Origin of the sequence: Providencia sp. PROV268, assembly GCF_028477805.1 — a bacterium.
Taxonomy (GTDB): Bacteria; Pseudomonadota; Gammaproteobacteria; order Enterobacterales; family Enterobacteriaceae; genus Providencia; species Providencia stuartii.
In genome coordinates this window covers 1-25,033 of record NZ_JAMPLW010000032.1, presented here as the reverse complement: position 1 = coordinate 25,033, position 25,033 = coordinate 1, and the positions used below count along the sequence as shown (strand labels likewise).

21 protein-coding genes are annotated in these 25,033 nt (G+C 40.1%); 7 read left to right on the top strand and 14 right to left on the bottom strand.

Translation table 11 applies throughout. The annotated features are described in order from the left end of the window. Nucleotides 1-5: 5 nt before the first annotated feature. The 6 genes from ispD to cysG form a co-directional block, all read right to left on the bottom strand. A complete protein-coding gene (ispD, locus tag PR699_RS18380) occupies nucleotides 6-728 on the bottom strand; it encodes a 2-C-methyl-D-erythritol 4-phosphate cytidylyltransferase (protein WP_014656631.1) in 723 nt (240 codons plus the stop codon). A 68-nt stretch (nucleotides 729-796) separates the two neighbouring features. Beyond that, nucleotides 797-1,096: a cell division protein FtsB gene (gene ftsB, locus PR699_RS18375; RefSeq protein ID WP_004922916.1), complete on the bottom strand. Its 300-nt coding sequence runs from the start codon at nucleotides 1,094-1,096 to the stop codon at nucleotides 797-799. A 399-nt stretch (nucleotides 1,097-1,495) separates the two neighbouring features. Then, entirely contained in the window at nucleotides 1,496-2,101 is a 606-nt protein-coding gene (cysC, locus tag PR699_RS18370; protein WP_014656632.1) for an adenylyl-sulfate kinase, read from the bottom strand. A gap of 5 nt (nucleotides 2,102-2,106) precedes the next feature. After that, nucleotides 2,107-3,549 (bottom strand): sulfate adenylyltransferase subunit CysN, encoded by a 1,443-nt coding sequence (gene cysN, locus PR699_RS18365; protein WP_014656633.1) that lies wholly within the window; start codon nucleotides 3,547-3,549, stop codon nucleotides 2,107-2,109. An 11-nt stretch (nucleotides 3,550-3,560) separates the two neighbouring features. After that, nucleotides 3,561-4,469, bottom strand: a complete 909-nt coding sequence (gene cysD / locus PR699_RS18360) for a sulfate adenylyltransferase subunit CysD (protein WP_004922922.1) — start codon at nucleotides 4,467-4,469, stop codon at nucleotides 3,561-3,563. A 15-nt stretch (nucleotides 4,470-4,484) separates the two neighbouring features. Continuing rightward, nucleotides 4,485-5,897 carry a siroheme synthase CysG gene (gene cysG, locus PR699_RS18355; RefSeq protein ID WP_014656634.1) on the bottom strand — a complete coding sequence of 471 codons (1,413 nt, stop codon included), beginning with the start codon at nucleotides 5,895-5,897 and terminating at the stop codon, nucleotides 4,485-4,487. A gap of 312 nt (nucleotides 5,898-6,209) precedes the next feature. Between cysG and treR the strand changes: the two genes are divergently transcribed. The 5 genes from treR to PR699_RS18330 all read left to right on the top strand — a co-directional run bounded on the left by treR (nucleotide 6,210) and on the right by PR699_RS18330 (nucleotide 13,552). After that, nucleotides 6,210-7,175, top strand: coding sequence for a trehalose operon repressor TreR (treR, locus tag PR699_RS18350; RefSeq protein WP_004922927.1), 966 nt, complete (start codon nucleotides 6,210-6,212; stop codon nucleotides 7,173-7,175). A 122-nt stretch (nucleotides 7,176-7,297) separates the two neighbouring features. Then, nucleotides 7,298-8,719, top strand: a complete 1,422-nt coding sequence (gene treB / locus PR699_RS18345; protein ID WP_004922928.1) for a PTS trehalose transporter subunit IIBC — start codon at nucleotides 7,298-7,300, stop codon at nucleotides 8,717-8,719. Nucleotides 8,720-8,744: 25 nt separating this feature from the next. Continuing rightward, nucleotides 8,745-11,468: a glycoside hydrolase family 65 protein gene (locus PR699_RS18340; protein ID WP_014656635.1), complete on the top strand. Its 2,724-nt coding sequence runs from the start codon at nucleotides 8,745-8,747 to the stop codon at nucleotides 11,466-11,468. Continuing rightward, nucleotides 11,461-12,108 (top strand): beta-phosphoglucomutase, encoded by a 648-nt coding sequence (gene pgmB / locus PR699_RS18335; RefSeq protein WP_014656636.1) that lies wholly within the window; start codon nucleotides 11,461-11,463, stop codon nucleotides 12,106-12,108. Before PR699_RS18340 ends, pgmB begins: the two co-directional genes overlap by 8 nt. A 55-nt stretch (nucleotides 12,109-12,163) precedes the next feature. Further along, complete coding sequence (locus tag PR699_RS18330) at nucleotides 12,164-13,552, top strand: carbohydrate porin (RefSeq protein ID WP_014656637.1); 1,389 nt, start codon at nucleotides 12,164-12,166, stop codon at nucleotides 13,550-13,552. Nucleotides 13,553-13,615: 63 nt separating this feature from the next. Here PR699_RS18330 and PR699_RS18325 read toward each other — a convergent pair whose 3' ends face one another. From PR699_RS18325 to cysJ, 3 genes are read right to left on the bottom strand one after another with little or no spacing between them, the layout of a single operon-like run. Continuing rightward, nucleotides 13,616-14,350, bottom strand: coding sequence for a phosphoadenylyl-sulfate reductase (locus PR699_RS18325; protein ID WP_014656638.1), 735 nt, complete (start codon nucleotides 14,348-14,350; stop codon nucleotides 13,616-13,618). Further along, entirely contained in the window at nucleotides 14,347-16,077 is a 1,731-nt protein-coding gene (gene cysI, locus PR699_RS18320; protein WP_014656639.1) for an assimilatory sulfite reductase (NADPH) hemoprotein subunit, read from the bottom strand. Before cysI ends, PR699_RS18325 begins: the two co-directional genes overlap by 4 nt. Further along, the gene (gene cysJ / locus PR699_RS18315; protein ID WP_014656640.1) at nucleotides 16,077-17,882 is read right to left on the bottom strand and encodes an NADPH-dependent assimilatory sulfite reductase flavoprotein subunit; all 1,806 of its coding nucleotides are present in this window, start codon (nucleotides 17,880-17,882) and stop codon (nucleotides 16,077-16,079) included. The genes cysI and cysJ overlap by 1 nt, the downstream gene beginning before the upstream one ends. Nucleotides 17,883-18,119: 237 nt before the next feature. On the opposite strand from cysJ, the gene queD reads away from it, so the two are divergent. Then, nucleotides 18,120-18,482 carry a 6-carboxytetrahydropterin synthase QueD gene (queD, locus tag PR699_RS18310; protein WP_014656641.1) on the top strand — a complete coding sequence of 121 codons (363 nt, stop codon included), beginning with the start codon at nucleotides 18,120-18,122 and terminating at the stop codon, nucleotides 18,480-18,482. A gap of 34 nt (nucleotides 18,483-18,516) precedes the next feature. On the opposite strand, the gene queE is transcribed toward queD, so the two are convergent. Then, entirely contained in the window at nucleotides 18,517-19,188 is a 672-nt protein-coding gene (queE, locus tag PR699_RS18305) for a 7-carboxy-7-deazaguanine synthase QueE (protein ID WP_014656642.1), read from the bottom strand. A gap of 156 nt (nucleotides 19,189-19,344) precedes the next feature. Between queE and PR699_RS18300 the strand changes: the two genes are divergently transcribed. Further along, on the top strand, nucleotides 19,345-20,715 hold the full coding sequence (locus PR699_RS18300) for an amino acid permease (protein WP_040132396.1): 1,371 nt from the start codon (nucleotides 19,345-19,347) through the stop codon (nucleotides 20,713-20,715). A 58-nt stretch (nucleotides 20,716-20,773) separates the two neighbouring features. Here the strand turns inward: PR699_RS18300 and PR699_RS18295 are convergent, their stop codons facing one another. The 4 genes from PR699_RS18295 to PR699_RS18280 form a co-directional block, all read right to left on the bottom strand. Continuing rightward, complete coding sequence (locus PR699_RS18295) at nucleotides 20,774-21,967, bottom strand: methionine gamma-lyase (protein WP_014656644.1); 1,194 nt, start codon at nucleotides 21,965-21,967, stop codon at nucleotides 20,774-20,776. 17 nt (nucleotides 21,968-21,984) lie between these two features. Beyond that, the gene (locus PR699_RS18290) at nucleotides 21,985-22,377 is read right to left on the bottom strand and encodes a hypothetical protein (RefSeq protein ID WP_014656645.1); all 393 of its coding nucleotides are present in this window, start codon (nucleotides 22,375-22,377) and stop codon (nucleotides 21,985-21,987) included. Between the two features lie 13 nt (nucleotides 22,378-22,390). After that, nucleotides 22,391-23,578, bottom strand: a complete 1,188-nt coding sequence (locus tag PR699_RS18285) for an NAD(P)/FAD-dependent oxidoreductase (protein ID WP_014656646.1) — start codon at nucleotides 23,576-23,578, stop codon at nucleotides 22,391-22,393. A 379-nt stretch (nucleotides 23,579-23,957) separates the two neighbouring features. After that, complete coding sequence (locus PR699_RS18280) at nucleotides 23,958-24,746, bottom strand: endonuclease/exonuclease/phosphatase family protein (protein WP_171831120.1); 789 nt, start codon at nucleotides 24,744-24,746, stop codon at nucleotides 23,958-23,960. Between the last annotated feature and the right edge of the window lie 287 nt (nucleotides 24,747-25,033).

The window sequence follows — 25,033 nt, the reverse complement described above, 5'->3', positions numbered from 1 at the left end:
TCCTTTTATTTCATTCTAGAAAGATAAAATTCCGCCAGTGCCAGATCTTCTGGTCGAGTCACTTTCAGGTTATCAGAACGTCCTGAAACTAATACAGGTTGATAGCCGCAATATTCAAGTGCAGAGGCTTCATCTGTGATAACCGCATTCTCTTTCAAAGCTTTACTTAAGCAATCTCGCAATAACAACAAAGGGAAAAACTGTGGGGTCAATGCATGCCATAAGGCTTCCCGCTCCACTGTATGATCGATGAGATCAGAAGCTTTTCGGCTCCGTTTCATAGTATCCCTGACCGGAGCTGCCAAGATCCCTCCACAACAATTTTTTGTTGATAATTGAATAATTTTATTTAAATCGTCTTGATGCAAACAGGGGCGTGCCGCATCGTGCACTAATACCCACTTATTATGCATATTGCCGTCTTGGGCTAAAAAGTCTAACCCTGCTAATACCGAATCTGCTCGCTCTTTGCCACCTTCAACTGTCGTCACGCGTGAATCTTGCGCAATATCAAGCTTAGCAAAATAGTCGTCATCAGGACTCAACGCGATAACAACACTGGCAACATGAGGATTCAATAGCAATGCATTAATTGTATGCTCAATGATAGTTTTCCCTGCAACCTGCAAGTACTGTTTTGGGCAATCGGCCTTCATACGACTACCAATACCTGCCGCGGGAATTATCGCAACCACTTGCGAATCTACCCCAATTATTGAGTTATTCATTATGTTGGATCTTACATTGAAATTAATGACCGATAGATATAACAGATTATAAAAGAGTTTATAACTTATTAATTTTTAGATTCTTTTTGGTTATTACTCTCTTTTACCATTCTATAAAATGATTCACCAGGTTTGATCATTCCAAGCTCAGTACGGGCACGCTCTTCAATAGCATCTTGACCATCGTTCAAGTCATTAATTTCAGCAAATAGCTGCTCATTACGCACTTTTAAGCGAGAATTGATAATTTCTTGCGCCGCAACATCGTCTTTGACTCGGACGTAATCGTGAATGCCATTTTTCCCTAACCATAGAGAATATTGTGTCCAAGCCAATACGGCGATTAATAGAAGCGTTAATTTGCCCATTTTGCCCCCTGAAATGATTAGCTAATCATCCCATAACTGAGCTCATGACGCTACTATGAAGAAAGTAATGTCATAAAAGTAAGTAAAAATTACCGGTTAAATGGCTAAATTTTACTCAAATTAATGTTAACAATATGTCCTTTGTTTAATTTCTCATCCAGAATCAAATCTTATCTCTATGCCTATCATCAAACTATTACCTAACTGAGTAAAATTCACCAACGAAAACACGAGCCTTCATGCAAAATATTTTGCACTTATGTAACGCCACTATAGAAGACCAAGACTAACCCAAGTGGGTCTTATGTTCAGGAAAGCTAAGGGGAAATGACAGATGAACGCGAAGAGATGTTACTGAAAATCGCATCTATCCAGCAACATCATCTCATGAAGAACAGTTTAAATCTTAATCACTTGTTGATGAGTTAACAGATGAATAATCCTTGTCACCGAGTCGTTGATAGGCTGTAAACCATCAAGCCGTAACTCGGGTTTTAGCGGCTCTTGGTAAGGAGAATCGATCCCCGTAAACTGTTTAATTTTTCCTGCTCTGGCCTGTTTATAAAGCCCTTTAGGATCGCGCTGTTCACACACTTCTACGGGGGTTGTTACGTAAAGCTCAAAAAATTGATTTTCTTCAAATAGGTCACGAACACGCGCTCTATCTGCCTGATAAGGCGATATAAAAGCCGTTGCGACGATTAGGCCTGCATCGACCATCAATTTAGCTACTTCACCAATCCGGCGGATATTTTCTTGTCTATCCGCCTCGCTAAACCCTAAATCACCACATAAACCATGACGTACATTATCACCATCAAGCAGATAGGTTTTTATTCCCATCGCGGCTAAAGCTTGCTCAGTCGCTCCCGCTAATGTCGATTTACCTGATCCTGATAACCCTGTAAACCACAATACCGCGCCTTTATGCCCATTTGCCACTTCTCTAGCTTGCCGAGTGACGGGATGATCGTGCCAAACAATATGATTATCCGTTAGCGCCATCATGTTTATTTTCCACCGAGTAAATCGCGCGCTCCCCAATGAGGGAAATGGCGTCGAATCAATTTATTGAGTTCAATTTCAAACTCGCTAAAGTTATCTTTTTGCTCAATAAACTGTCCGGTAACCTCACGTACTAAGCCGGCTCCCGCAGTAACATTCGTGAGCCTATCAATTAGGATCATGCCACCTGTATCAGCATTGTGTTGATAGTTATCTAATAATAGTGGCTCATCAAAAGAGAACTCCACCAGCCCAATACCATTAAGCGGTAGTTCAGTAGCGACCTTTTGTGTTAAGTTATTAACATCGACTTGATAGTGAATATTTTCAACTTTGGCGCGACTTCTTTTGCCCGCGATTTTGATATCCAACTGTTGCCCTTGAACAAGTGGCTGCTCCGACATCCAAACCACATCAATCAAGGCATGATGAGTGCTCTGCAACGTATCGTTTTCTGCAACAATTAAATCTCCACGGCTAATATCAATCTCATCTTCTAACACTAATGTGATTGCTTCCCCCGGAACAGCAAACTGCAAAGCACCATCGAATGTAATGATATCTTTAACTTTAGAGACTTGACCCGATGGTAATGCTTTAACAGATTGACCGATACTCACAATCCCTGAAGATAAGGTTCCACTATAGCCTCTAAAGTCCAAGTTTGGCCGATTCACATATTGGATCGGGAAGCGTAATGCCTGCTCTGAGGCTTTTTGCTGGACTTGAACATTTTCTAAAATGTGTAGTAGCGTTTCACCTTGATACCATGGAATATTTTGGCTTTTGTTAACAATATTATCGCCATCAAGAGCAGAAATCGGTACAAACCAAACATTCAGATCAACAGGTAATTCGGTAGCAAATTTTTGGTAGTCTTGCTTAATTTTTTCGAATACAGATTCACTGTAATCCACTAAATCCATCTTATTAACTGCCACAATTAAGTGACGGATACCCAGCAGTGTACTAATAAAACTGTGACGTCGAGTTTGCTCTTGAACTCCTTTTCGAGCATCGATCAACAAAATAGACAGTGAGCAAGTTGAGGCGCCTGTCGCCATGTTACGCGTATATTGTTCATGGCCCGGCGTATCTGCAATAATAAATTTGCGCTTTTGGGTTGAAAAATAGCGGTAAGCGACATCAATCGTAATACCTTGTTCACGCTCCGCAGCAAGGCCATCCACCAGCAATGCTAAATCTAATTTTTCTCCTTGTGTGCCTATACGCTTACTGTCATTTTGCAACACAGAAAGTTGATCTTCATAAATTTGTCGAGTGTCATGTAATAAGCGACCAATCAGGGTACTTTTACCATCATCAACATTGCCACAGGTTAGAAAGCGTAATAGCCCTTTGTGTTGCTGTGCTAATAAGTAGCCTTCAACTCCACCTTGTTGCTTAATTTGTTCCGCAATAATTTCGTTGTATGCTAAATCTGCCATAACGTTTCCCCTTAAAAATACCCTTGACGCTTCTTTTGCTCCATTGATGCAGCTTGGTCACTATCGATTAACCGACCTTGACGTTCACTCGTCGTGGATATCAGCATCTCTTCGATAATTTCAGGTAAGGTCTCTGCCTGTGATTCAACAGCCCCCGTTAATGGCCAGCACCCTAGCGTCCGAAAACGCACTTTTCGCTTCGCAATCACTTCACCCGCTTTTAAATCTATACGGTCATCATCTACCATCAATAGTGTGCCATCCCGCTCTAATACAGGGCGCTCTTTTGCAAAATAGAGAGGCACAATATCGATATTTTCTAAGTAGATATATTGCCAAATATCCAGTTCTGTCCAGTTGGATAGTGGGAAGACGCGAATGCTCTCACCTTTATTAATTTGCCCATTATAGTTATGCCATAATTCAGGGCGTTGGTTTTTAGGATCCCAACGGTGTGAACGGTCTCTGAAAGAGTATATTCTCTCTTTTGCGCGTGATTTTTCTTCATCACGCCTTGCCCCCCCAAATGCTGCATCGAAACCATATTTATCCAGCGCTTGTTTTAAACCTTCCGTTTTCATAATGTCTGTATGCTTTGCGCTACCATGTATAAAGGGATTGATACCAAGCGCCTCCCCTTCTGGATTCCGGTAAACTAGGAGTTCGAAACCATAGTTTTTCGCCGTTTTATCACGAAATTCATACATTTCACGAAATTTCCACCCTGTATCCACATGTAATAATGGAAATGGCAATTTACCTGGATAAAAAGCCTTACGCGCTAAATGCAACATAACGGATGAATCTTTGCCTATTGAATAAAGCATCACTGGATTTGCAAATTCAGCAGCCACTTCACGTAAAATATGAATACTTTCAGCTTCCAACTGCTGCAAATGGGTCAATCGTTTTTCATTCATGATGGCCTCCTTCTATTAAGCCAATTCCAGCACGGCTGAACGCCATCTGTTTTCCACGACTTGATGACCAAACCAAGCTAACTGTTGATGTAATGCGACGACTTCACCAATCACTAATAAAGCAGGCGAAGGCGCTTTTTGCGCAAGTGCTTCTAATTCATACAACTGACCACTAAGCACTTGCTGGTTACTGCGTGTACCACAACCGATGACTGCCACAGGGGTTTCTGGGGAGCGCCCAAAATAAATCAATTGTTTACTAATGCTATCCGCCTTTACCGTTCCCATATAAATGGCTAAGGTTTGATGACCTCTAGCCAAAGCTGGCCAATCTAATTCATTCCCATCATTCTTACAGTGCCCTGTGATAAACGTGACACTTTGAGAATGTTCACGGTGCGTCAAAGGGATCCCCGCATACGCTGTCGCACCAATCGCTGCTGTAATACCGGGAACCACTTGAAAAGGAATACCTGCGGCGGCAGCCACTTCAAGCTCCTCGCCACCTCGACCAAAAATAAAGGGGTCACCACCTTTTAAACGTACGACTTTTTTCCCCTGTTTCGCTAGTTTGACAATTAACGAATTGGTCTCTTCTTGGGGAACTGAATGACGATGAGCTCGCTTTCCAACACAAATTTTGTCTGCATCACGCCGTGCTAAATCAAGCACTTCCTCACTAACAAGGTTGTCGTATAAAACAACATCTGCATTTTGCAAAACTTGCAGACCTTTTAATGTTAATAGCCCTGCGTCTCCGGGGCCTGCGCCAACAAGGGTCAGCTCCCCGCTAGTATCTTGTTCATACAGTTGTTTCTCTAACTGCTGCTCTGCTTGTGAAAGTTGGCCTTTTTCAACCAATGAGGCAAAGTGACCATTAAAACTTTTTTCCCAAAAACGTTTGCGCTCACGCATGCTGGTAATAGACTCTTTCACCTTTTCGCGCCAGCGCCCTGCTATCTCAGCCATCTGGCCTAGTGAATGTGGTAGCATCCCTTCCAGTTTTTCGCGTAATAAACGAGCAAGTACGGGAGCCGTTCCCCCCGATGAAATAGCAACAACGACAGGGTCTCTATCGATGATTGAAGGCACAATGAAAGAGCATAGCGGCTTTTCATCAACCACATTTACAAAGGTGTGTTGAGACTCCGCATCATGAAAAACTTTCTCATTCAATGAGGGATTATCAGTTGCAGCGATCACCAAATATGCCTTCTCAATATGTGCAGAGTGATACTCACCTTTAATCCACTCAAATGCATTTTGCTCATAAAGGCGCTGTAAGAGTGGGTTTAATGTCGGAGAAATGACGACAAGCGCGGCATTAGCTTTAAGCAATAGCTCTGCTTTGCGTGCTGCAACATCGCCGCCGCCAACTAGCACAGCTTTGCGGGATCGAAGATCCACAAATAACGGTAAATATTCCATCTTGCTCTTCCGGTGTTATATCACTTTTTTATGACAACCATTTAAATTGACTATATGGCGTGCAAGTTGGGTTATGAAATGCCAAAAATTCATTAGATGTAACGCAAAGGAATAAGTCAGCCTAATGAGTTATGAAGAAGAAATACTCATAATGGCATCAAAGCAAAACGCGATTTCACGACTAAGATAAGTATTGATCGCTTCTTTTCTACAGATGCCTTGAAAAAAATGAGTTAGACTAAGCACATAAATAGAAAATAAATATAAATGACTAAGCCTTTATAAGTATTTAGCTAATTAAGACAAAACATTATGATAAAAACGGATAAAAAGAAACTCACCATTAATGATATTGCAAAGCTATGTGGCGTAGGTAAATCAACAGTTTCAAGGGTGATTAATCAAGACCCAATGGTTAATGAAGAGACTCGGCAAAAAGTTAATCAAATAATTGAAAAATACCAATTTACTCCCTCAAAATCTGCCCGTGCAATGCGAGGCTATTCAAACCGCTCTTTCGGCATCATCATGACGCGTTTAGATTCTTACGCTGAAAACCAAGCAGTCAGTTCCATGCTACCTATTTTCTATCAAAATAATATCGACCCTATTATTTTAGAGAGTCAATTTAAACCGGAAAAAGTTGAGGAACATTTAAAAATGCTTGCTCGCCAAAAGGTTGATGGGATTGTCTTTTTTGCTTTTTCAGGCATTGATATCAATAAGCTCTCCAATTGGAAACAAAAAATGGTTGTTATTGCGCGACCATTAGAAGGTTTTGTCTCTATTTGTCACGATGATGAAAGTGCGGTTAAAAACCTTATGCACTATTTTCATAAACAAAAAAATTACCAACAAATAAGTTATATCGGGATCAATGTTCACGATGAAACAACGGGCCTACTTCGTTACCAATCTTATCTACACTATTGTCAGCAGCAAGGTTTAACCCCTCACGCACAATTAGGTGAACTTAATTACCAAAGTGGCTATATGCTTGCTAAAGAGATCTTAACCACATCACCACAAGCCATACTGTGCGCAACAGACTCATTAGCATTTGGTGTACAAAAATACTTATCCGAACAAAACATGAATCATATCGATGTGGCCTGTATTGGGCGAAATGATTTATTGGCCTTTTTATTTCCTCAAACCAAATTCTACCGTTTAGGCTTTAGAGAGAGTGGGAAAGAGGCTGCTAATATATTGATTAAAATGGCAAAAGAAGATGTTCCGCCACAAAAAATCATTATCTCCAGTGATAAATTAAATTAATAACTTAAGAAAATAATTATTATTACTTGTGATCATCGTCTAGTTATGGGAACGTTCCCGTTCAAATAATGCAAATAAGGATATATATTAAAAAAAAACATAACTACGATGAGAAAATAAATATGCCTAGTGCCAAAGATTTAAAGGCCATTGAAGAGCTTATTGCACTGATTGGCGGTAAAAATAATATTATTAGTGTTTCTCACTGCTTAACAAGGCTGCGCTTTGTTCTTAATGACCCTAATATCGCAGAAATAGATAAAATAAAACAAATCCCTTTTGTTAAGGGGTGTTTTAATAATGCCGGACAGTTCCAAGTTATTATTGGTGTCGATGTTGACCACTATTATCAAATTCTTTCAAAGCATCTTGAGTTAGAAACAAAAAGTAAAGATGAAGTAAAGTCTGACGCCAAAAAAAATATGAGTTTTTGGCAAAGGCTTATCGCAAATTTGGCAGAAATATTCGTACCACTATTACCTATTTTAATTTGTGGTGGTTTACTTTTAGGTTTGCGTAACGTTATTGGTGAGATGCCTGTATCGGATAATAAACCTTTAACCTATTTTTATCCTTGGTTAAAGCCTATTTATGATTTCCTATGGTTACCTTGCGAAGCAATATTCCACTTTTTACCTGTTAGCATCTGCTGGTCTGCAACTAAAAAGATGGGGGGTACCCCAGCCCTAGGTTTAGTATTAGGGATCACTTTAGTTTCTCCTCAGCTAATGAATGCCTATAATTTAGGCTCACAAATCCCTGATGTTTGGAACTTTGGGCTGTTTACAATTGAGAAAGTCGGTTATCAGGCGCAAGTCATCCCTTCTATCTTAGCAGGTTTATTCCTCGGCTGGTTTGAAACCCGTTTACGCCGTTACATTCCCGATTATTTAAAATTGGTTATTGTTCCAATCGTCACATTGATTATCTCAGTCTTCGTCGCACACGTTATTTTAGGCCCTATTGGCAGAAGCATTGGCAATGGTATTGCCGAAGTCATCAAGCTATTAATGCTAGGTGACTTTGCGCCTATTGGCTCAGCTATCTTCGGTTTTTTCTACTCGCCAATGGTGATCACAGGGTTACATCACACAACCTTAGCGATCGACTTACAGATGACTCAAAGTTACGGCGGCACCCCTATTTGGCCTATTATCGCATTATCAAATATTGCCCAAGCTTCAGCGGTTGTCGGTATCATTATTGTTAGCCGTAAAGCAAATGAACATGAAATTACTATCCCAGCCGCTATTTCAGCCTATTTAGGTGTAACAGAGCCGGCTATGTATGGTGTTAACCTAAAATATGGCTTCCCAATGCTATGTGCGATGGTTGGTGCTTCACTCGCAGGACTGATTTGTGGTTTAAACCATGTTCTATCTAATGGTATTGGCGTGGGTGGTTTACCTGGCATTTTATCGATACAACCAACTTATTGGTTAGTTTACCTGTTCGCTATGGTCGTCGCCGTTGTCGTTCCCATTGCATTAACCGTTATCGCCTATCGCTATAAAGAAAGAAAAGGCACGCTACAAGCTAATTAATATATCATCAAATTTAAGGTTTATTATGAATTACTTATACATTGCTTTTACAGATATCAGCGTGTCTGTTGAGTACAATAATAATAAATATGATTACACCTTTGACACCGTAAATAGTACTTATCATGACTGGTTAAATATCGCTAAGAAAATAAATAGCGACTTTCAATTGATTGACGGTGGCGTTATACAATGGCCAGTCGATGACGATGGAAAAAAATCTTATGTGATAAAAACACAAGATAATAAAACTATTGATGTCGCAAATTTATTTACAGAATCTCTTAATAAGCCATTTATTATTGAAAATATCAGGGAAGTAAATCAACAGGACAGCTTAGAGAGGAAATTCATTCATCGGGAAAAAGAACTCACTTGGTCAATTGAGTATTCCGGTTTAACATCAGGGAAAGATGAGTATTGCCAAGAGTCACTATTAACGGTGGCAAATGGGTATATTGGCCTGCGCGGTACATTACCGGAGATGACAGCGAGTCATGATTATTACCCTGCAACTTATATTGCAGGCCTATATAATCAAGCAACCTCTCAAGTCAACGATCACCAAGTGGTCAACGAAGACTTTGTTAATGCACCGAATGGTCAGTTTATTTCGCTTAAAATCGGAGATGGCGATTACATTCATCCAAATAATGTAACCACACTTGCTCTAACCCGCCATTTAGATTTTAAAACCGGTGTCCTATCTTCTGACTGGCTTATTGAAACAACAGACGGGAAACAACTGAATATTCGCTGTTTCAAGTTTGCCAATATGGCAAATATGTCTCATTACTGCCTACATTACCAATTTATTCCGTTAAATTTTTCTGGCGAAATGACCCTTCTCACTCGCTTAGAAGGGAACACTTGTAATGCGGGAGTAGAACGATATCGTAGCCTAAATCAAAACCATTACAGTGTGTTAGAAGGTGGTGCAAAGCAACAAAATGCTTATCTGTTAGCTCAAACTCATCAATCAAAAATAGGGATTGGCTTAGCATCCTCTCTTTGTGGTGATTTCTTTTCACCACAAGACATTATTTGCCATTTTTCTGACTCAGTTGTTGAGCAAAGTATCACATTCAATGCTCAGAAAAATACCCCCTATACTGTTGAAAAAAGTGTCGCGCTAACCACATCTACGGCTTACCCCGATAATTGGCAAGATGTTACGAAATGGGAACTTCCCGCTTGGCAAACCCAGTTAGCAGAAACAAAACAAGCATGGCAAACTTTATGGGATGAAGCTGATATTGCAGTATCAGGGGATTTAATGACGCAAAAATTATTACGTCTACATACCTACCATTTACTTTCATCAGCGTCACCGTTTAGTAACGAAAAAAATAAACTTGATGTTTCCGTCACCGCACGAGGGTTACACGGAGAAGCTTATCGAGGGCATATTTTTTGGGATGAGATTTTCATTTTCCCATTTTATATCATGCACTTCCCTAATACCGCTCGCCAACTTTTACTCTATCGTTATCGCCGATTAGAAGCTGCCCGACTCGCAGCGAAGGCCGCCGGTTTCCAAGGCGCTATGTTCCCATGGCAGTCAGGTCACGATGGTACAGAGCAAACTCAAGTTCTGCATTTAAATCCATTATCTGGTCAGTGGGATCCTGACCACAGTTGTCGCCAACGCCATGTTTCATTAGCCATCGCTTACAACGTGTGGCTATATTGGCGTAATACCCTTGATAACCCATTTATGGAAGAGTATGGCTTAGAGCTGCTCAATGACATCACGTTATTTTGGCTTAGCCTATGTCAGTGGGATGAGCAAGACCAACGTTTTCATATCAGTGGCGTCATGGGCCCCGATGAATTTCATGAAAAATATGCCGATGCTCAAGAAGGCGGCCTAAAAGATAATGTCTATACCAATTTAATGGTGGCGTGGCTTTTTAATGAGATGACGACGCTGTATCGCGATAAACGTTTTACTGACAAATTATCTGAATTTGGTTTTTCTGCAAATACGCTCGACAAGCTCTGCCAAATTAAAACGCAGCTCGCTGTCACGCTAAATCAAGATGACGTTATTGAACAATTTGCAGGCTACTTTGCGTTAGATGATCTCGACTGGGAAAGCTATCGCCAGAAATATGGCAATATTTACCGAATGGATCGGATCCTACGTAAAGAAAATAAATCAGCAGATGATTTCAAAGTCGCTAAACAAGCCGACACACTCATGTTGTTTAATAACTTAGATAAAACAACTGTGAAATCTTTAATTGAATCTCTGGGCTACTCATTATCTGAAAGCTTTGCGGAGAAAAATCTACATTATTACCTTGAACGCACCTCTCATGGCTCAACCTTATCGCGCATTGTTCATGCTTATTTAGCCGAACAAATACAGCTCCATGACCTATCGTGGCAACTCTATCAGGATGCCTTGTACTCAGATTACAACGATATCCAAGGTGGAACGACGGCTGAAGGCATACATACCGGAGTGATGGCAGCGACTTTAAATACTACGATCATGGCTTACGCTGGTGTCGATATTCGACAAGATATTCTTAATATCGCGCCTTCGTTACCTAAACAGTGGCAAGGGCTGAGTTTTAAATTAAGACACCAATGTGTTTTGTTCCACATCAGGGTAACTCATAACAATATTACGGTGATGAGTGATAAAGCATGCACAATATCAATCAATAACCACCTCTATAGCCTTGTTCCTAACACTCCTTTTTCCTTAAATTCTAATGAGGGTAACGCTAATGGTTAAAGGACTCATATTTGATCTTGATGGTGTTATTGTTGATACAGCCAGTTACCATTATTTAGCTTGGAAAAAGCTGGCTAGCGAAATCGGGATTGAAATTGATGAACAATTCAACCAATCCTTAAAAGGAATCAGCCGTGTAGAGTCATTAGATAAAATTTTACGCCATGGTAATAAGCAAAATTCATTTTCTATTGAAGAGAAAAATATGCTCTCTGAAAGGAAAAATGAATATTATCTAAAGTTACTTGATAACATTAGCCCAAAAGATATTTTACCCGGCGTATTAGATTTAATTAAGCAGGCTAACCAATACAATATACCTTGTGTTATTGCCTCTGCATCCCAAAATGCGCCAACTATATTGAAAAAATTGGCTATAGAGCACTATTTTCAATCTATTGTTGATCCTAAGTCATTAAAACAAGGTAAACCCGATCCTGAAATCTTTTTAAAAGCAGCGCAGCTCATTGATGTGCCTGCTCAGTATTGTGTTGGTTTTGAAGATTCAATGGCAGGAATACAAGCCCTTAAAAAAGCGAGGATTTATGCTATTGGTATTATCGCTGAAGGCCCACTGCCTGAAGCTGATCGTGAAGTGCACTCATTAACTGAAATAGACATACATACACTAATCAAATAATAAATTATCGGATGGAAACTCTGTTTTCCATCCAGATATAAACAAGGAATAAAGAATGAAAACTAAACTATTAGCTACTGCTGTTAGCTTAGGATTAGCTATGCCTGTTATAACCGAAGCTAATACAAGTTCTCTATCAATAGAGCAACGTTTAGCGCTTTTAGAGCAAAGAACACTTGCTGCTGAAAAAAGAGCAGAACTTGCTGAACAAAAAGCAGCTAATTTAGAAAAAGTATTACAAAATCGTCAAGTTATTAATCAGCCAATCAATAATACAACAGCTACGACAAATCATACTGAAGCCCCACATTTAATCGAAACCAATAGCCAATATGGCAAGCTTAAACTTTACGGTGATGTCGAATTTAATACTGATATTGCTAGTAAAAAAGGGCAACTGACCTCAGTAAATACTCAGGCAGGAAAAGATAAAGATTTTGGTGATTATGATAAATGGGGAATTAATGGCCGTATTCTAATTGGACTTGATGGTGAGCGTTCTTTAAAGAATAACAACTATGCAGGCTTTTCCGTTCAACCACTCGCTAATATTAATGGACAAATTGGTTTAGATGATGCCAAATTCTACTTTGGTAAAAAAGAGAGTTGGCAAATAAAATTAGGCCGCTATGAAGCCTACGATATGTTCCCATTAAATCAAGATACCTTTATTGAGTATTCAGGTAATACCGCGAATGATACCTATAGTGATGGCTTTGGCTATATCTATATGATGAAAGAGGGCCGAGGAAGAAGCAATAGTGGCGGCAGCATGATGTTTAATACTAAATACGATAATTGGTATTTTGAAACAAATCTATTAATCGAAGATGGCACCAGTATCTTTACCGATGGCGAATACCATGGGCGAAAACAAATCAATAAGAAAAATGTTATCTATGTTCGACCTGTGATCGCTTGGAATAAAGACAACTTTAAAGTAGCCGCCGCCATTGAAAGTAATGTTATTAAAAATGCTTATGGTTATGAAGATAAAAATACAGGTGAGTTTAAAAACCAATCTAAGCGTAATGGATATGGTTTAACTCTAGGTTGGAATAGCTTAAAAGATGATCCAACAAATGGTATCGACGTAAACTGGAGTACGGCTTATTTAGATGCTAGCAATGAAACAGATTTTACTACTGGTGCCAATATTTTATGGCGCCGCTTGCAGCTGGGTTATATTTACGCTCATAATGATATCAAGTCCTACGCATTAAATTATGATAGTGACATCGATAATGAAGTTATTTTTGGTCCAGGAAAATATGATATTCACACTTTATATACTTCATATGAGTTACCAAACATACTTGATATGGATAATTTTAAAATTTATATCGGCGCTTACTACTCTGTAATTGATGGAAAAGATATCGAAGTGAAAAATAGCGATAAAGATCGTTATGGCTCCAGAGTCAGATTTAAATACTTATTCTAAAAATTGAATTAAACATTGAGTGGCTGATTTATCAGGTCAGCCACTCAAGCTATTTGCAGTAACTTACCCTTCATGAAGCCCACATTCGCGTTTAAGACCGAAAAAGCGGGTCTCTTCTTCACTCATACCAGGCTCCCATTTACGAGTGGTATGTGTATCACCAACAGATAAATACCCTTGCTCCCAAAGAGGGTGATAAGGCAAATCATATTTGGTCAGATATTCATGTACTTGGCGATTATTCCAATCAACCACTGGTAATATTTTAAATACCCCTTTACCGATACTCAGTACGGGCAGCGTGGCACGACTCTTCGATTGCTCTCTACGCAGCCCCGAGAACCAACTTTGCGCTTTTAACTCCCGCAAAGCTCGATTCATCGGTTCAACCTTATTAATTTGATTGTATAGATCTATCCCCTCAGTTCCTTGTTCCCATAATTTGCCATAAATAGCTTCCTGCCACGCTGGAGATAATGGGGAGCGATAAACTTGCAAATTCAAATGGAGTTCATCTTTTAACTCTTCAATGAAGATGTAAGTCTCAGGAAAAAGATACCCAGTATCCGTTAAAATAACAGGAATATCGGGCATCACTTGTGTCACCATATGTAGCATGAGCGCCGCTTGTATGCCAAAACTGGATGACAATACAAATTTAGCGGGCAAATTATCTAATGCCCACTCGATTCGCTCAATAGCACTCAATTTTTCCAATTGCACATTCAATGCTGATAAATATTCAGCTTGTTGCACTTTATCTAATTTAAGTACTTCGGCAAGTTTGAGTTGACTCATACCGCCTCCTTCACTTCATAAAAATCGATAGCTGAATTCAGTACTGGTTTCACTACATTAGCGCGAATTAAGTAGTCGCCAAAACCTTCCTGATCTTCCCGCTCTTTTGCCCAACGACCAATCAAATTGTCTAAGATAGTTAAAATTTCCGCCGAACTAATATTCTCTCGATACATGCGCGGAATTCGAGTACCGATACGATTACCACCTAAATGTAAGTTATATCGGTCAATCGCTTTACCTACCAATCCAACTTCCGCCAGCATGGCTCGACCACAGCCATTTGGGCATCCTGTCACACGTAATACAATATGCTCGTTACCGATGCCGTGTGACGACATGATTTTTTCTACTTCACTGACAAATTCAGGTAAGAAGCGCTCTGCTTCCGCCATTGCTAATGGGCAGGTAGGGAAAGAAACACAAGCCATTGAGTTCTCACGCTGCAATGTCACCTCATCACTGATCAAACCATGTTCACGTGCAATCGCTTCAATGCGCTCTTTTTCCGATTCAGGCACTCCCGCAACTATCAGGTTTTGATTCGCCGTTAAGCGAAAGTCTCCCTGATGAATTTTAGCTATTTCTGCAACACCTGTTTTTAGTGGTTTATTAGGCAAATCGATTAAACGACCATTTTCAATAAATAACGTGAGATGCCAACGATCGTCTATCCCTTTTAACCAACCAATTTGATCACCACGTTGAGTAAACGCATAATGCCGAACTGACTCGAAGGTCACCCCAGAGCGTCTTTCAACTTCTTGTTTAAATGTTTCAACACCAACACGTTCCAGCGTGTATTTTGTTTTAGCATTTTTACGTTCTGTCCGATTCCCCCAATCACGTTGAGTTGTCACGATAGCTTCTGCAATCGCCAGCGTATCTTTCAAATAAATAAACCCAAACTCACTGGCTAATCGAGGGTAAGTCGCCGTGTCACCGTGAGTCATCGCAAGACCACCGCCCACTAACACGTTAAAGCCAATTAACTCCCCATCTTGAGCAATCGCTACAAAGTTCATGTCATTGGCGTGTAAATCGACATCATTTAATGGCGGTATCACTACCGATGTTTTGAATTTACGAGGCAAATAGGTTTTCCCTAATATTGGCTCTTCATCCGTTGTTGCCACCTTTTCTTTATCAAGCCAAATTTCTGCATAAGCATATGTACGTGGCAGTAAATGTTCCGATATTTTTTTCGCCCATTCATAAGCTTGTTGATGTAGCTCAGATTGAACGGGGTTAGAGGTACAAAGCACATTACGGTTCACATCGTTTGCCGTCGCTAATGCGTCAAGCCCCACATGATGTAACATTTGGTGTGCAGGCTTCACATCTCCCTTTAAAATACCGTGGAACTGGAAGGTTTGTCGGTTAGTGATACGCACGCTGCCATACAGCGTATGTTCTGATGCGAATCTATCGATATCTAACCACTGTTTAGGCGTAATGATGCCTCCGGGCAACCGGCAACGAAGCATCATCGCATGGCGGGGTTCTAATTTTTGTTCAGCGCGCTCCGCTCGGATATCACGATCATCTTGTTGATACATCCCATGGAAACGAATTAGTAGGAAATTATCCCCTTCAAATCCGCCACTTAATCCATTTTTGAGATCTTCTTTGATAGTTCCACGTAGATAATTACTCTCGTTTTTCATCCGTTCACTATCAGCCAGTTTGCCTTCTACGACCAAAGGCCCGTATTTTTTATCACTCATTAGTAGACATCCCTCTGATAACGGCGCTCCACGCGCAGCTCACTTAAAAATTCATCTGCCGATTCGCTATCCATGTTTCCGTATTGACTGATAATCTCCAGCAACACCTGCTCCACATCCCGAGCCATGTGATTCGCATCACCGCAGACATAGATATGTGCCCCTTCTTCAATCCAGTGCCAAACTTCCTCACCTTGTTCACGCAACTTATCTTGCACATACACTTTTTGTGCTTGATCTCGGGACCAGGCCAATGAAATATTGGTCAACAAACCTTCTTTGACATAGCGTTGCCATTCCACTTGGTAGAGAAAATCTTCAACAAAATGTGGATTACCAAAAAACAACCAGTTCTTACCGGTCGCTTCCTCATTATCGCGTTGCTGCATAAATGCACGGAACGGTGCGATGCCAGTACCGGGGCCTATCATGATGACAGGTTTTGTACTGTCGGCTGGAAGACGGAAATTATCATTGTGTTCAATAAAAATACGCAGTTCATCACCTTCTTTTAGGCGATCAGCCAAAAAGCCAGAAGCACCACCTGTACGAGCACGACCATCAATGTCATAACGTACAACGCCGACAGTAATATGCACCTCATCTTCTGTTTCCGCCTGTGAAGATGCGATTGAATACAACCGTGGGGTCAATGGTCGAAGAAGCTCAACAAACTCTTGAGCGGTAGGCTGAGCGGCAGCTTGTCTCACCATATCAACAATGGGAGTATTTTGTGCATAGTGCAAAAGTGCCTGCTTATCACTTATTAACCCCAATAAAGTCTCGTCTTTTGACAAGTTGGCATATTTTTCAACAATAAGAGGGGTGTTTTGTGTCAATTCTAAATGGTGAGTCAGTGCATCACGTAGTGTGTATGATTGTTCAGCCACTTGAACCTTTTCATCACCGGTTAACCATAATAAACCGATAAGCTCCTCAACAAGAGCAGGATCATTATCAAACCACACCCCAAGCGCATCACCAGGCTGATAGCGTAACCCTGAATCCCCCAAATCAATCTCAATATGGCGAACATCTTTTAGTGATCCGCGCCCTGTGATCTTCTGATTGACCGATAAAGATGCGGTAAGTGGCGACGTCTTAGTGTAAGGTGATGAATGAATTTCATCTACGCTCCCTACCTGAGCCGCAACAAGTTGATGAGTACTTTGCGTTGGCACTCGCGCTTTAAGTAATTGGCTCAGTTCCTCAATCCATGCATCTGCAATTGCTTGATACTCTACATCGGCATCGATACGTGCAAGTAATGGCTTGGCGCCTAATTGAGCCAGCTGCGTATCAAAATCTTTACCAGCTTGACAGAATTTCTCATAGGAAGAGTCGCCTAATGCGAAAACAGCGTATGCCGTTTCATTCAGGCTTGGAGCCTTTTTGGAGTGCAAGTATTTATATAATGCAACCGCCTCCTCAGCAGGCTCGCCTTCTCCTTGTGTTGATGCAACTATCACCAATATTTTTTCTTGCGCGATCTGCTTAAATTTATAATCTCCTGCATTCACTAAATTCACATTGAGCTTTTCGCTGAGCAACTTTTCTCTAAGTTGTTCAGATAAACGGCGCGCGTTGCCAGTTTGTGAAGCAGAAATGATTGTAATCGTTTCGTCCTGTGGCACGGGAGCACTCACAGGTGTGCTAGTCACTGTATTTTGGTTTACCATTCCCCACAAATATCCAGACAACCAAGCTAATTGGTGAGATGAAAAATCATCCACGGCTGTCTGTAAGCGTGCAAGTTGCTCCATAGATATTGGCAATGCCGAAATTGGAGACTGTTTTTTTGTCATTATCTTATAACCCCAGAGTTGCTCATCATAAATTACTACCCCGATAGTTTGTCAGGTTATAACACCCTTTCGTAACGGGATAAGAAACGATCGCCATAACTAATAGCTAAAAAGCCTAATGAAAATAGTTAGTGAATCATACTCATAAAAATGGTTAGTGATAATTCGACAAAATAAGATGCTCGGAGTACAAATTACAGTAGAATACGCTGCATTTCGATTTATAAGGAGTTAGTTATGAGAACAAGCATCTATAAAGATTTTCATTTTGAAGCGGCACACAAACTTCCCTATGTACCTGAAGGTCATAAATGCGGTCGCCTCCATGGCCATTCTTTCATGGTAAGATTAGAGCTGACAGGCGAAGTCGAGGAAAAAAGTGGATGGCTTATCGATTTTGGTGATGTCAAAAAAGCATTTAAGCCAATCTTAGATCAACTCGACCATTATTACTTAAATGATATTGAAGGCCTCGAAAATCCAACCAGCGAGGTGCTGGCGAGCTGGATTTGGCATAAAACCAAACCCCTCTTACCATTACTCAGTGCCGTGACAGTGAAAGAAACCTGTAATGCTGGCTGTATTTACCGCGGCGAATAGACACTTTCTGGTATGCCGTGTTCAACGCGGCACATCAGGCGATATTAAGATATTTATGGGTTTGAATAGAAAGACGCCAATTTCGCGCAATACACGTATCGATACATAACTTGGTTGCTAAGCTTTTTTGGCTAATAGGCTGTAATGCAACAACTGGCGCATGTTTTTCGGTTCGTTTTGCCAACAATTTATCCAACTCTTCAATGTCTTTTTCACGCGCAACAGGGTGCTTGATTTCATTTGCTCGGTTAATTGATTCCGTAAGCACCTGTAATCCCCCTTTCATCCCCACTTTTGGTGATACCGTTACCCATGTTTTATCTGAGCATTGAATAGGATAAGTGCCACTCGTTTCAATTTGGCACTGATAGCCTTGATTTTCTAACTCACACGTTAAAGGAAGCAGATCGTAAATACACGGCTCTCCCCCTGTGATAACAATATGTTTAGCTGTATACCCTTGTTTTTTCATGAGGTTGATTAATTCATGACTATCCGCCAGCGCCCATGTATCTGTATCAACGGTTTTTAGTGCAATATCACCAAGTGTTGTTGCTTTGCTCTCTTCTTTCTCCCAAGTATGTTTGGTGTCGCACCAACTGCAACCCACTGGGCAGCCTTGCAAGCGAATAAAAACAGCAGGAACACCGGTGAACACACCTTCACCTTGTAATGTTTGAAAAATTTCATTGATTGGGTAATTCATCGCACTCTCTGGCATTGTCATCTTAATACGTATTATATCGCAGATATCTATCCGCGGTTAACCCACTTTATGGTAATGTAAACAGCTTGGATTTGATAAAGCACATCTGATTAAAAAAACCGAAACGATATTCGGTAATTAAAGACAGGACAAAAAATGCAAAGTAGTAAAAAAAATCAACTCAGAAAGGGACTGAGTGTCAGGCACATTCGCTTTATGGCCTTAGGGTCAGCGATTGGTACAGGCCTCTTTTATGGCTCCGCTTCAGCCATACAAGCAGCCGGCCCCGCAGTACTCATCGCTTATATGATAGGGGGCGCTGCCGTTTTTATGGTTATGCGTGCTTTAGGTGAAATGGCGGTTCATAACCCAGTTCCAGGGTCATTTTCTCACTATGCCAGCCACTATATGGGGCCATTAGCAGGCTTTCTAACCGGATGGAACTATGTTTTCGAAATGCTGGTTGTCTGCCTTGCAGATATCACCGCCTTCGGGATGTATATGGGCTTTTGGTTCCCTCATGTTGATCAATGGGTATGGGTACTCAGCATCGTTTTATTTATCGGTGCGTTGAATTTATGTCACGTTAAAATATTTGGTGAGCTTGAATTCTGGTTATCGATAGTCAAAGTGACCGCGATTATTGCCATGATTATCGGTGGTGCCTTCTTAATGTTCTACGGTTTTGGTAAAGAGACAGACCACGCTGTCGGCTTGCAAAACCTATGGGAACATGGTGGTTTTATGCCGCATGGCATTACTGGCGTTATTGCCTCTCTCGCCATTGTTATGTTTGCATTTGGTGGGATTGAAGTGATTGGTATCACCGCAAGCGAAGCTCAAAACCCAGAGAAAACCATCCCTAAAGCAATTAATGCCGTGCCTATTAGGATCTTGCTATTCTATGGTTTAACACTCTTTATCTTAATGTGTATTTATCCATGGAACCAAATTGGGCAAAACGGTAGCCCATTCGTGCAAATTTTTTCTAGTCTGAATATTTCTTCTGCCGCAAACATTCTAAACATCGTTGTTATCACCGCCGCCATTTCGGCCATTAACAGTGATATTTTTGGCGCTGGTCGAATGATGTACGGCATGGCTCAAGATAAACAAGCACCTAGCGCTTTCACTAAGTTGACACGCAATGGTGTGCCATGGGTAACCGTCTTGGTGATGTCAGCCGTTATGCTGCTTGGCGTATACTTAAATTACCTTTTACCTGAGCGAATTTTCGTGATTATTGCTTCAATTGCAACGTTTGCCACTGTTTGGGTATGGTTAATGATCTTGCTTTCGCAGGTTGCTATGCGCCGTAAAATGAGCCAAGAAGAGGTTAAACAGCTCAAGTTCCCTGTACCATTTTGGCCGGTCGGCCCTATGGTGACGATTGCCTTTATGGTATTTGTTATCGCATTACTTGGGTTCTTTGAAAACACACGAGTGGCTTTAATCGTCGGTTGTGTTTGGGTTGTGATACTTACTGTTGCCTACTTTATAATGCGCGATTACCAAAAAAATAATTAAAATAATCCTATCTGCAAAACACAACATAACGCCCCATCATTGATGGGGCGTTTTATCATTAACTTTCTAATTCAAGAGCCTGCTCAAGGTCGGCAATCAAATCATTTACATCCTCTAGTCCAATCGATAATCTCAGTAATCCATCACTTATCCCATAATATTGTCGTTCTTCTGGTGTATAAGTTGAATGTGTCATACTTGCAGGGTGTTGTGCTAAGGATTCACAATCCCCCAAGCTCACTGCTCGTGAAAATAGCGTTAAACGATTTAAAAAGCGTTTACCTGATTCCATGCCGCCTTTAATTTCACAGGCAATCATGCCGCCAGGTAATTTCATTTGTTTTTTGGCTAGCTCATATTGTTTAAAGCTCGGCAAGCCTGGATAAATGACAAATGCAATTTTAGGATGAGAAGAGAGATATTGTGCTATCTGTTGAGCGCTCTTCACAATACGCTCCATACGAACAGAGAGCGTTTTCATTCCTCGCATAATCAAACTCGCATCATGAGGTGATAAACACGCTCCCGTCATATCTTTTAACCCAACTAGCCGGATCTGCTTCGCTATTTCCTTTGTTGTTATGGCTGCGCCTGCAATAACATCACCATGACCACTCATATACTTGGTTAATGAATGGATCACAATATCAACGCCTAATGTGATTGGCTTTTGTAGATAAGGAGTACAATAGGTGTTATCAACAACGACAATAATATTATGCTCCTTAGCAATATTCGTTACCGCTTGTATATCCACCAAGCGCATATCAGGATTAGCTGGGGATTCAAAAAAAATCATTTTCGTCTTTTTGCTGATCGCTTGAGCTACATTTTTAGGCTCACTCATATCAATGTGGCGTACCTGAATACCGAATCGCTCGAGTCCATTATGAAAAAAGGAATAAGTACACCCATAAACCGTCATATCAACTAATAGTTCATCACCTGGGTTCATTAGAGACCAAAAAGTCGATGTAATGGCTCCCATTCCTGACGAAAATACAATCGCTGCTTCACCTTCTTCTAAATCAGCGAGCCTTTTTTCTAACAAATCTAGCGTAGGATTATTAATTCTTGTGTAAATATACCCTTCTTTCTCACCACTGAAACAGGCGGCTCCCTCTTCCGCACTGCTAAATGAATAAGTTGAGGTTTGATATATAGGCGGAACCAACGCCCCTTTGTTTTCACGCTGGTCATAAAAACTGTGTATTATTCGAGTATCAAAAGCATTCCTCTGATTTAAGCTCATACCACTCTCCTAAAAAATTACTTCTCATTGGATTGAGGTATCCTAGAACCCATAATCTGCAACGTTCTTAATAGGATACTAATCCCCCGTAAAGTATTTGGATCTTTTAACAAGCTATAAACTGAACGAAAATTATGCGTTTTATCATCATATATCGCCTCCATCTTAGCCATGTTATATGCCGTTCCTAGCTCCCAAACTGGCGTTAACGTGTCTTCGAATGAATTGGATAATTTTTCAACCGTACCTAAATCAAGAATATCAACAAGGTCAGAAACTAAAGAAAGTAGATCAACGATATTATCTAAGCGTTTTAAATGCAGCAGTGGTGATATTTTCTCGGCGAAATGATCTACAGACTCTGAATTAAGTAGCTCAATAAGTTTGGAGTGCGTATTTTCATTTGACATGATAATTACCCTCTTACACTAAACCACGGATAGCAGCCCAATAAAGACCTCTATTGAAACTATTTCTGAGTAGTCCTCCCACCCTAGTTGCAGGTATTGGGATAACATCATGTTTATAGTCATACTGTAATGGCATACCTGCATTTAATCCCATTTGAGCAACGGCTTGTACACGCCCATCATAAATAGCCGCAGGATAACCATAAGTTAATTCACCAAAAATATTATCAGCAATAATCCCAGCTTGGTTATGACAGCTCCCTCCTGCTTTACTGATAGGCAAATCAACGGTATCACCGATTACATACACTCCATCTGTGCCGTAGACTTGCATGGTCTCATGATCTGTTGGGAGCCAGCCTTCACCATTATTGTGCTCACTTAAGCCTGTATTAATCACAGCTTCAACAGCTGTAATTGGCGGAGTGCTAATTAAAATATCAAAAGGCTGCTCATCACCTTCTTGTGAATAAGCGACTTTCTTGTCTGGATCTACTTTACTTAATGTAAAACCTCGTTGGGCTTTAATATTTTTTATATTAAAAATCTCAGGGATAGCTTCACAAACAGGTTGTTGAAGGAAAAGGCAATTACGTAATAATTGAGAGACTGTCGGGTAGGTGTATACAATTTCAATATTGTCTCTTACGCGACGTTTACGTAAAAATTCATCTAACATCAATGTCGTTTCCATTGGTGCGATACCACATTGATGAGGAACATTTGGCGTTTCAGGAAATGATACGGTGATAAAGATCCTACCTTTTTCAATTTTTGATAATTGATCTGCTAACTTTCTTGCTGGCTCATAAGAATAGAAGTGGTTACCTATTTCTTTTAACCCTTCTATTCTATCTGGCCGAGGAACACATCCTGTCGCGATAACTAAGTAATCATAATTTAAAGTCTTACCACTATTTGACTTTAGTTCTTTATTTTTAAAGTCAAAGGACTCAATTTTATCAATCACTAAATTAATTTCGGGCCGTAATAACGATCGTTCATGGCGACTTAACTCCTCTTTAAAGAATAAGTTAAATGCAACATACATAAAAGCTGGTTTATAATAATGAGTAGGGTTATCAGTCACTAATGTTATTTTTATTTTTTTAGAAAAAATATCCTTATTAAGTTTCCTTGCAAGGATATTCGCTAACATTGTACCACCTGTACCACCACCGACTATGACGATATGCTTCATACTTTAACCCACCTATTATTTAAGTTGTGTTAAATCGTTATCATATAGATATATAAATATAGTTTAATTTAATTAATTCGCCATACATTTAATTAATAATTAATATTCATCCACCAAATAAAACTAATTACATTCAGTGAATTATCATTAAATAAAAATAAGCAAGATTATAGTTATCTTTATTTTTAATTACCGAATGAAAATAATAACATTCATTTTAAGACTAACTTATTTATACAGTCTAATAATAAATATTTGTTTTTAGCCAAATAAACATTATCAGCAACTAACATATCGATAATGTTTATCGTAAGAGCAGAATAACTATAAATGGCTTTTTAAGTATGAAATCACTAATAGGTAGGTACTCAAATAATTTTTATACTAAGTCAAACTGAGTAATAATTGGGTTATGATCTGAAGCGTCTGTGTTTGTGACATAACAATCTTTCACTTTTAAGCCTCTATAAAAGAGATAATCTAAAGGCCGTCCAAACGCTTTAGTGCGCTGATCAGTATCATAGTTAACCTCTTTAAGCCCCACGCTTCTAACAAAGCGTTTTAAGGCGTTAACCCTTTGGCGGCTCCACGCATTAAAATCTCCAGCCAAAAGTACAGGGCCAACGTGTTTCGATATATGCTCACCTAATTTACTTAATTGCCTTGTATAAACATCAACACCAAAACTAAAGTTTATGGCATGCACATTTGCAACCATCAAATGCTCCCCATTAGGCAAGGGATAAACTGTTATCAATGCCGATTTTGCTAAACGCAATAACGGCTCTTTTTCGCGTAGCGGGCAACAGTAGATAGGATGAGCAGTTGCTAATGTCATTACGCCAGCAGGATGCTGAGAAAAAGGCAACGCGGGCACTTGATCTGCTATCAGTTTGTGGGAGGCTGCGAATGAAATAAGCTCAGGCGACATTTGAGCTTCTTGAAGTAGAATCAGTTTTTTATCTTTAACTAACTCATTAAGGACCTTTTTCCAGTTAGGCCGCTGTTGTTTATAAATATTCCATGTCACAACATCTAAGGTTTCTCCCGCCGCAAATAGGGGAAGCCCCACGGGTAATGATTCTCCTAACATATGTACAGGCATTGGCTGAATACGTTTAGCGGGTTGACCTGCAATATATCTGACAGAATAGGTTCTTTTCGCCACGTTTCTGATCCCTACAAAATTAGAAGTTAAAAGCATTTTAGCAATTTTATAAACCATATGGCTTGTAGTATATCAAACCTACCCTGTTATATCTTATGTAGTTAAGGCTAAACTCCACTGATAATTATCTGTTCATTAACCATTTCTGAATTATTCATAGCATTTTGCAAGCATCAAACACATGGTTTGCGCTAAGCAGGTTCATAATCTATTGAAGAAATGTAGTATGCAGGAAGAGGTTAAAGCACAGATAAAAAAAGCCCCGTGAGTTATCTCACGGGGCTTGA

Excerpts from the sequence above, each read along its gene's own strand:
- ispD (WP_014656631.1), bottom strand. The coding sequence starts at position 728 with ATGAATAACTCAATAATTGGGGTAGATTCGCAAGTGGTTGCGATAATT.
- ftsB (WP_004922916.1), bottom strand. The coding sequence starts at position 1,096 with ATGGGCAAATTAACGCTTCTATTAATCGCCGTATTGGCTTGGACACAA.
- cysC (WP_014656632.1), bottom strand. The coding sequence starts at position 2,101 with ATGGCGCTAACGGATAATCATATTGTTTGGCACGATCATCCCGTCACT.
- cysN (WP_014656633.1), bottom strand. The coding sequence starts at position 3,549 with ATGGCAGATTTAGCATACAACGAAATTATTGCGGAACAAATTAAGCAA.
- cysD (WP_004922922.1), bottom strand. The coding sequence starts at position 4,469 with ATGAATGAAAAACGATTGACCCATTTGCAGCAGTTGGAAGCTGAAAGT.
- cysG (WP_014656634.1), bottom strand. The coding sequence starts at position 5,897 with ATGGAATATTTACCGTTATTTGTGGATCTTCGATCCCGCAAAGCTGTG.
- treR (WP_004922927.1), top strand. The coding sequence starts at position 6,210 with ATGATAAAAACGGATAAAAAGAAACTCACCATTAATGATATTGCAAAG.
- treB (WP_004922928.1), top strand. The coding sequence starts at position 7,298 with ATGCCTAGTGCCAAAGATTTAAAGGCCATTGAAGAGCTTATTGCACTG.
- PR699_RS18340 (WP_014656635.1), top strand. The coding sequence starts at position 8,745 with ATGAATTACTTATACATTGCTTTTACAGATATCAGCGTGTCTGTTGAG.
- pgmB (WP_014656636.1), top strand. The coding sequence starts at position 11,461 with ATGGTTAAAGGACTCATATTTGATCTTGATGGTGTTATTGTTGATACA.
- PR699_RS18330 (WP_014656637.1), top strand. The coding sequence starts at position 12,164 with ATGAAAACTAAACTATTAGCTACTGCTGTTAGCTTAGGATTAGCTATG.
- PR699_RS18325 (WP_014656638.1), bottom strand. The coding sequence starts at position 14,350 with ATGAGTCAACTCAAACTTGCCGAAGTACTTAAATTAGATAAAGTGCAA.
- cysI (WP_014656639.1), bottom strand. The coding sequence starts at position 16,077 with ATGAGTGATAAAAAATACGGGCCTTTGGTCGTAGAAGGCAAACTGGCT.
- cysJ (WP_014656640.1), bottom strand. The coding sequence starts at position 17,882 with ATGACAAAAAAACAGTCTCCAATTTCGGCATTGCCAATATCTATGGAG.
- queD (WP_014656641.1), top strand. The coding sequence starts at position 18,120 with ATGAGAACAAGCATCTATAAAGATTTTCATTTTGAAGCGGCACACAAA.
- queE (WP_014656642.1), bottom strand. The coding sequence starts at position 19,188 with ATGAATTACCCAATCAATGAAATTTTTCAAACATTACAAGGTGAAGGT.
- PR699_RS18300 (WP_040132396.1), top strand. The coding sequence starts at position 19,345 with ATGCAAAGTAGTAAAAAAAATCAACTCAGAAAGGGACTGAGTGTCAGG.
- PR699_RS18295 (WP_014656644.1), bottom strand. The coding sequence starts at position 21,967 with ATGAGCTTAAATCAGAGGAATGCTTTTGATACTCGAATAATACACAGT.
- PR699_RS18290 (WP_014656645.1), bottom strand. The coding sequence starts at position 22,377 with ATGTCAAATGAAAATACGCACTCCAAACTTATTGAGCTACTTAATTCA.
- PR699_RS18285 (WP_014656646.1), bottom strand. The coding sequence starts at position 23,578 with ATGAAGCATATCGTCATAGTCGGTGGTGGTACAGGTGGTACAATGTTA.